We start from the raw sequence: 6,967 nt of genomic DNA on the forward strand, positions 1-6,967 counted from the left end.
CCGGACCTACTGCCGGTCCGCCGCCGGGCCGCCCGCGCGCAGGTCTTGGAGCATTGCTACTTGGCCGCTGAGCATCCCGGTCAGCACCCGGCGGGCCACGGCCATCAGTTCAGCGATCAGCGGTGAGGTGATCGAGTAGATAACCGTGTTGCCGTCCTTGCGTGCCGTCACCACCCCCGTCCGGCGCAGCACGCCCAGCTGCTGAGACAGGTTGGACGACTCCAGGCCCACTTCGAGCAACAGCTCTGCCACGGCGTGGTCTCGTTCGGACAGCAGTTCCAGAATCCTGACCCGGGCCGGATGCCCCAGCGTCTTGAAGAACTCGGCCTTCAGCTTGTATAGCGGCTCCGACACCTGACCTCACATCGACTAAAACTTTTGCAATTCAGACATACGTCAATTTAACAATTGAACACTTTATCAACTGTTGGGCGGCACCGCTCGCCGAGGCGATCATCTGTCGGGTCGCCCTGCCCGGCGAGCAGACATAGAATCGCATCGAAATCGCTGATTTCGTGCGATTCTATGTCTGCTCGGCCAGTCTGCTCGGCAGCACCTAATCCGGCGGGATCTCGACGCGGCGCAGCACGCCGTCGAGCGCGTCGGCGGCTTCGATCTCACCGCGGGTCACGCCCAGCAGAAACAGCACCGTGTCCAGGTACGGGTGGCTCAGCGAGGCGTCGGCCACCTCCCGCAGCGCCGGCTTGGCGTTGAACGCAATGCCAAGCCCGGCGACGGCCAGCATGTCGATATCGTTGGCGCCGTCGCCGACGGCGACGGTCTGCTCCATCGGCACCCCGAACTGCTCGGCGAAGTCGCGAAGTGCCGTGGCCTTGCCCGGTCGATCGACGATGGGGCCGACCACCCGGCCGGTGAGTATCCCGTCGACGATCTCCAGCTCGTTGGCCGCCATGAAGTCCAGGTTCAGCTCCCTGGCCAGTGGCTCGATGATCCGTCGGAAGCCGCCGGAGACCACGCCACAGCGAAAACCCAGCCGCTGCAACGTGCGCAGCGTGGTCCGCGCACCGGGCATCAGCTGCAGCTGCGCGCCGACGTCGTCGATCACCGACGCCGGCAATCCCGCCAACGTGGCCACCCGCTGGTGCAGCGACTGCGCGAAATCCAGCTCGCCGCGCATGGCGGCCTCGGTGATCGCCGCCACCGCTCCCTCGGCACCGGCGCGCGCCGCCAGCATCTCGATGACCTCGCCCTGGACCAGCGTGGAATCGACGTCGAAAACGATGAGCCGCTTGGTGCGCCAGGCCAGCCCGTAGTCCTCGACCGCCACGTCGACACTCTCTTCGGCAGCCACCCTCGTCAGGGCACTCTGCAGCGGGCCATAGGCTCCGGGCGGCACCGATACCCGCAACTCCAGCCCGGTGACCGGATAGTCGGAGATGCCGCGGATGAAGTCGATGTTGACGCCCAACGCCGCCACCTCCCGGGCCACCGCGCCGAACGCCCCGGCGGTAACCGGGCGGCCGAGCACGAAGATCACGTGGGTCGACGGTTCTCGGATGATCGGCACGTCGTCGCTGCGCTCGACCGTCACGTCCAGGCCTATCCGGTGAATGGCGGCTTCGACGTCGCCGCGCAACGCCGCATTGTCGGCGACTTCCGGTGCGCAGGAAACCAGGACTCCCAGGGTGAGCCGGCCGCGGATCACCACCTGTTCGACGTTGAGCAGCTCAACACCGTGTTTGGCCAGTACCTCGAAGAGCGCAGACGTCACACCGGGCTGATCATGGCCGGTGACCGTGATCAGCACCGACACTTTGGGCGACGTGGTCACCCGTTGCGGCCTCCGGTACCACGCATCAGGAGCGGACGCTGACGTCGTCTGCTCTGGTGACGTCGCCGTCCTCCGGGCCGTGGGCGCGTCCGACATGGGCTTCGGCGCGAAGCCGTTCCACCATGTGCGGATAGTGCAACTCAAACGCCGGACGCTCCGAGCGGATACGGGGCAGCTCGGTGAAGTTGTGCCGCGGTGGCGGGCAGCTGGTCGCCCACTCCAGCGAGTTGCCATATCCCCAGGGGTCGTCGACGGTGACGACCTCGCCATACCGCCAGCTCTTGAAGACGTTCCAGACGAACGGGAACATCGACGCGCCCAGGATGAAAGCCCCGATCGTCGAAACGATGTTCAGGCTGGTGAAGCCGTCGGTGGACAGGTAGTCGGCGTAGCGGCGCGGCATCCCCATGTCACCGAGCCAGTGCTGCACCAGGAATGTGGTGTGGAACCCGATGAACGTCAACCAGAAGTGCAGCTTGCCCAGCCGCTCGTCGAGCAGCCGCCCGGTCATCTTCGGGAACCAGAAGTAGATACCCGCAAAGGTGGAGAAGACAATGGTGCCGAATAGCACGTAGTGGAAGTGGGCGACCACGAAATAGGTGTCGCTGACGTGGAAGTCCAGCGGCGGGCTGGCCAGCAGAACTCCCGTCAGACCGCCGGCCAGGAAGGTGACCGCGAAGCCGACGGAGAACAGCATCGGCGTCTCGAAGGTCAGCTGCCCCTTCCACATGGTGCCGATCCAGTTGAAAAATTTGATCCCGGTCGGTACCGCGATCAGATACGTCATGAAGGAGAAGAACGGCAGCAGTACGGCGCCAGTGACGAACATGTGATGCGCCCACACCGCCACCGACAACCCGGCGATCGAGAGTGTCGCGTAGATCAGCGTGGTGTAACCGAAGATCGGCTTACGGGAAAACACCGGGAAGATTTCGCTCACGATTCCGAAGAACGGCAGCGCGATGATGTACACCTCGGGGTGGCCGAAGAACCAGAACAGGTGCTGCCACAACATGACTCCGCCGTTGGCCGCGTCGTAGACGTGCGCCCCCAGGTGACGGTCGGCGGCCAGCCCGAACAGCGCCGCGGTGAGCAGCGGGAACACGATCAGCACCAAGATGGACGTCACCAGGATGTTCCAGGTGAAGATCGGCATCCGGAACATCGTCATCCCCGGTGCGCGCATGCAGACCACCGTGGTGATCATGTTGACGGCACCCAGGATGGTGCCTAGACCGGCGACCCCCAGGCCCAAGATCCACAGGTCGCCGCCGGCACCGGGTGAGTGGACGGCGTCACTCAACGGCGTGTAGGCAGTCCAGCCGAAGTCGGCCGCCCCGCCGGGTGTGATGAATCCAGCCATCGCGATCGTGGCGCCGAACACGAACAACCAGAACGACAGGGCGTTCAGCCGCGGGAATGCCACGTCGGGCGCGCCGATCTGCAGCGGCAGCACCAGGTTGGCGAAGCCGAACACGATCGGGGTGGCATAGAACAGCAGCATGATCGTGCCGTGCATGGTGAACAGCTGGTTGAATTGCTCGTTGGACAGGAACTGCAGACCGGGCACCGCCAACTCGGTACGCATCAGCAGCGCCAGCAGACCGCCGATGAAGAAGAAGACGAAGCAGGCGACGCAGTACATGATGCCGATCAGCTTGTGATCGGTGGTGGTGACCAGCCTGTAGACCAGGTTCCCTTTAGGGCCGGTGCGGGCCGGATATGGACGGATGGCCTCGAGTTGTCCCAAGGGCGGCGCTTCGGCAGTCAACTGCTCCTCCAAGAATCCCGGCGCGGATAGGGTCTTAATACCTCACTTTGACAGGAATCTTAGCCCGCCACCACGCCGCCGGCAGGCCTTGGTCCTACAAACTGTCGTAATCGGTGTCCGGGTGCCTCGAAGGCGCTTGGGCAGACCCTTCCCGACTGGCCGGGTGTTAACGTCGGACGCGTGCAATTCGGCGCGGTGCGACGGGGTCTGGCCGCTGCATCATTGGCGGCGCTGGTTGCGACGTGCACCGGTTGCGGCGCCGACCAGCCCCCCACAACGGCGACGCGATCAATGGTCACACCCACGACCCAAATCGCGGGCGCCGGGGTGCTGGGAAACTCTCGGAAACCCGACGAATCGTGTGCGCGGGAGGCGGCCGCGGCCGATCCCGGGCCGCCGACTCGACAAGCCCACAACGCTGCCGGCGTGAACCCGGACGTGGCGCAGGTTCCCGCCGATCCGCAACGCATCGTGGTGCTCTCCGGCGACCAGCTCGACGCGCTGTGTGCGCTGGGACTGCAGACACGGGTGGTCGGTGCCGCGTTGCCGGACGGCTCCTCGAGTCAGCCGTCCTATCTGGGCAAGACGGTGCACGACCTGCCCGGGGTGGGCACCCACAATTCCCCGGATCTGCGAGCTATCGCCGCGGCCCGGCCGGACTTGATTTTGGGCTCGGTGGCGGTGACACCGAACTTGTACCCGCAGCTGGCGGCTATCGCCCCGACCGTGTTCACGGCAGCGCCGGGCGCCGCGTGGGAGGACAACCTGCGCGGCGTCGGGGCTGCCACGGCCCGCAGCGCCGCGGTGGAATCGCTGCTCAGCGCGTTCACCCAGCGGGCGCGGGAGGTCGGGGCCAAGCATGACGCGACCCACTTCCAGGCGTCGATTGTCCAGCTGACCGCCAACACGATGCGGGTATACGGCGCCCGCAACTTTCCGGCCAACGTGCTGAGCGCGGTAGGAGTGGACCGGCCGGCGGCGCAACGGTTCACCGACAAGGCTTACATCGAGATCGGCGCCACCGATGCCGACCTGGCCAGGGGGACGGACTTCTCCGCTGCCGACGCCGACATCGTCTACGTCTCGTGTGCGTCGCCGAAGGCCACCGAACGCGCGTGGACCATCCTCGACAGTGACTCCTGGCGCAAGCTGTCCGCCAATCGCGACAACCGGGTCTTCGTCGTCAACGACGAGATATGGCAGACGGGCGAGGGCCTGGTGGCCGCCCGTGGCATCGTCGACGACCTGCGCTGGATCAACGCACCGATCAACTGAAGCTGCTCGCCCCTGGACGTGATCGCCGTCACCTAGTCCGAAAACCTTAACTTAGCTAAGCTTTTTACGGCCCCAGCTGGACCTTGATAAGGATGTCGTATGAGCACTGTTTCCGCCTATGCCGCCTTCTCGGCGACCGAACCGCTGACCAAGACCACGATCGACCGGCGGGAGCCAGGCCCGCACGACGTGGTGATCGACATCAAGTTCGCCGGTATCTGCCACTCCGACATCCACACCGTCAAGGCCGAGTGGGGCCAGCCGAATTACCCGGTGGTTCCTGGGCATGAGATCGCCGGCGTGGTGACCGAGGTGGGCTCCGAGGTGTCCAAATTCCAGGTGGGCGAGCGCGTCGGCGTGGGCTGCTTGGTCGACTCCTGCGGCCAGTGCAGCAGCTGCCTGGCCGGGCTCGAGCAGTACTGCAAGCCCGGAGCGACCTTCACCTATAACTCGATCGGCAAGGACGGCCAGTCCACACAGGGCGGGTACAGCGAGGCGATCGTCGTCGACGAAAACTTCGTGGTGCGCATCCCCGACGCGCTGCCATTGGACGCCGCGGCGCCACTGCTGTGCGCGGGTATCACGCTGTATTCGCCGCTACGGCACTGGAAGGCCGGCCGCGACACCCGGCTGGCCATTATCGGCCTGGGCGGACTCGGCCACATGGGCGTCAAACTGGGCGCCGCCATGGGCGCCGAGGTGACGGTGCTGTCGCAATCCCTGAAGAAGATGGAAGACGGGTTGCGGCTGGGCGCCGGACACTACTACGCCACTTCCGACCCCGACACCTTTCGCACGTTGCGTGGCAGCTTCGATCTGATCCTGAACACCGTCTCGGCGAACCTGAACCTCGGCGACTACCTGAACCTGCTCGACGTCGACGGCACCATGGTCGAGCTGGGCATCCCCGAACACCCCATGCCGGTGCCGGCATTTGCGCTGGCGCTGATGCGGCGCAGCCTCTCCGGATCGAACATCGGTGGCATCACCGAGACCCAGGAGATGCTGAATTTCTGCGCCGAACACGGCGTCACGCCCGAGATCGAACTCATCGAACCGGATTACGTCAACGAAGCCTACGAGCGCGTGCTGGCCAGCGACGTGCGCTACCGCTTCGTCATCGATATCTCACGCCTGTGACGCAACCTCCTCCGCTGCCTGGGCGTTGTCATCGCCGGGAACGACCTCGCTGACGTCGATGCCGGCCAGCGGCCAGCCCGCAGCGGCGAGCCTGCCGGCTACTCGTTGAATGTTCTCCGGCCCGGCGTCGTGGTGCGTCACGCCGGAGATGAATTCGGCGATCTCGTCACGGTTGATCACACCGTCGGCTGTGGCCGGCGATCCGTCGGCGGTGAGGTCGCGCACCACTTCCTTGACCTGCTCCTCGGTCAACGGCGTGCTGCGCAACAACGCCAGCAACGGCACCCGGTCGGGTCCCGGGACGCCGTTGGGGTAGCCGGTCTGCAGCCACCGGATGACCGACCGCAGAAAATGAGGATGGGCATGCGAGGTTTTCGTCACCCAAACAGTGTCACGGTAGGTGTATCACCGCGCCACCGTCAGGCGATGACGTGTCGACAATTCATCCGCCGTTCACGGCCAGCACATGTCCGGCCTGAGAACTCCCAGTCGTCGTATCGCGCACTGTTGACCCGATGCCCGCAAGCCATCCGTGATCGCGGCCCGCCGGTCTACATCAGCCCCGTTATCCCGGGCAAGCCCAACAGCGTTCCACCGGTGCCGCCGGTGCCGCCGGTACCGTTGCCACCAGCCCCAATTCCGGCGTCACCTCCGCCGCCGCCGTCACCGATCCACTGGGCGTTGCCGCCGCTACCGCCGTTCCCGCCCTTACCGGCGGCGTTCGAGTTCTGCCCGCCGACTCCGCCGGCGCCGCCGGTGCCGATCAGCGCCGCGGTGCCGCCGGCGCCGCCGTCGCCGGCGACCAAGCTGCCGACCCCGCCGTTGCCGCCGGCGCCGCCGTCGCCAATAAGCAGAGCACCGCGACCGCCGGCCCCGCCTATGCCGCCCGTGCCGTTGGAACCTAACGCGCCCTGCCCGCCGGCCCCACCGGCCCCGCAGTTTCCGAACCACCCGATGGCGGCGCCGGCGGCAACGGCGGGCTCGGCAGC

Annotated in this window: 7 protein-coding genes; 2 read left to right on the forward strand and 5 right to left on the reverse strand. The window is 66.0% G+C overall.

The window, feature by feature from the left end; all coding sequences use genetic code 11:
• Window positions 1-6 precede the first annotated feature (6 nt).
• From BST40_RS13150 to ctaD, 3 genes are all read right to left on the reverse strand, one after another.
• Complete coding sequence (locus BST40_RS13150) at window positions 7-354, reverse strand: ArsR/SmtB family transcription factor (protein WP_075545822.1); 348 nt, start codon at window positions 352-354, stop codon at window positions 7-9.
• Window positions 355-556: 202 nt separating this feature from the next.
• The gene (serB, locus tag BST40_RS13155; RefSeq protein WP_075545821.1) at window positions 557-1,792 is read right to left on the reverse strand and encodes a phosphoserine phosphatase SerB; all 1,236 of its coding nucleotides are present in this window, start codon (window positions 1,790-1,792) and stop codon (window positions 557-559) included.
• A gap of 25 nt (window positions 1,793-1,817) precedes the next feature.
• Window positions 1,818-3,563, reverse strand: coding sequence for an aa3-type cytochrome oxidase subunit I (gene ctaD / locus BST40_RS13160; protein ID WP_075545878.1), 1,746 nt, complete (start codon window positions 3,561-3,563; stop codon window positions 1,818-1,820).
• Between the two features lie 195 nt (window positions 3,564-3,758).
• On the opposite strand from ctaD, the gene BST40_RS13165 reads away from it, so the two are divergent.
• Both BST40_RS13165 and BST40_RS13170 read left to right on the forward strand, forming a co-directional pair.
• Window positions 3,759-4,838 carry an iron-siderophore ABC transporter substrate-binding protein gene (locus BST40_RS13165; RefSeq protein ID WP_089025128.1) on the forward strand — a complete coding sequence of 360 codons (1,080 nt, stop codon included), beginning with the start codon at window positions 3,759-3,761 and terminating at the stop codon, window positions 4,836-4,838.
• Between the two features lie 99 nt (window positions 4,839-4,937).
• Complete coding sequence (locus BST40_RS13170; protein WP_075545819.1) at window positions 4,938-5,978, forward strand: NAD(P)-dependent alcohol dehydrogenase; 1,041 nt, start codon at window positions 4,938-4,940, stop codon at window positions 5,976-5,978.
• On the opposite strand, the gene BST40_RS13175 is transcribed toward BST40_RS13170, so the two are convergent.
• Both BST40_RS13175 and BST40_RS30100 read right to left on the reverse strand, forming a co-directional pair.
• Entirely contained in the window at window positions 5,967-6,359 is a 393-nt protein-coding gene (locus tag BST40_RS13175; protein ID WP_075545818.1) for a DUF3349 domain-containing protein, read from the reverse strand. The two genes, BST40_RS13170 and BST40_RS13175, sit on opposite strands and share 12 nt — an antisense overlap.
• Window positions 6,360-6,529: 170 nt before the next feature.
• Window positions 6,530-6,967, reverse strand: a 438-nt coding sequence (locus tag BST40_RS30100) for a hypothetical protein (protein WP_083154464.1), incomplete at its 5' end; no start/stop codon positions are given.

This window comes from Mycobacterium persicum, from assembly GCF_002086675.1.
Lineage (GTDB): Bacteria > Actinomycetota > Actinomycetes > Mycobacteriales > Mycobacteriaceae > Mycobacterium > Mycobacterium persicum.

What these genes read in the sequence shown, in the direction of transcription:
- BST40_RS13170 (WP_075545819.1), top strand. Translation starts at nt 4,938, where the DNA reads ATGAGCACTGTTTCCGCCTATGCCGCCTTCTCGGCGACCGAACCGCTG.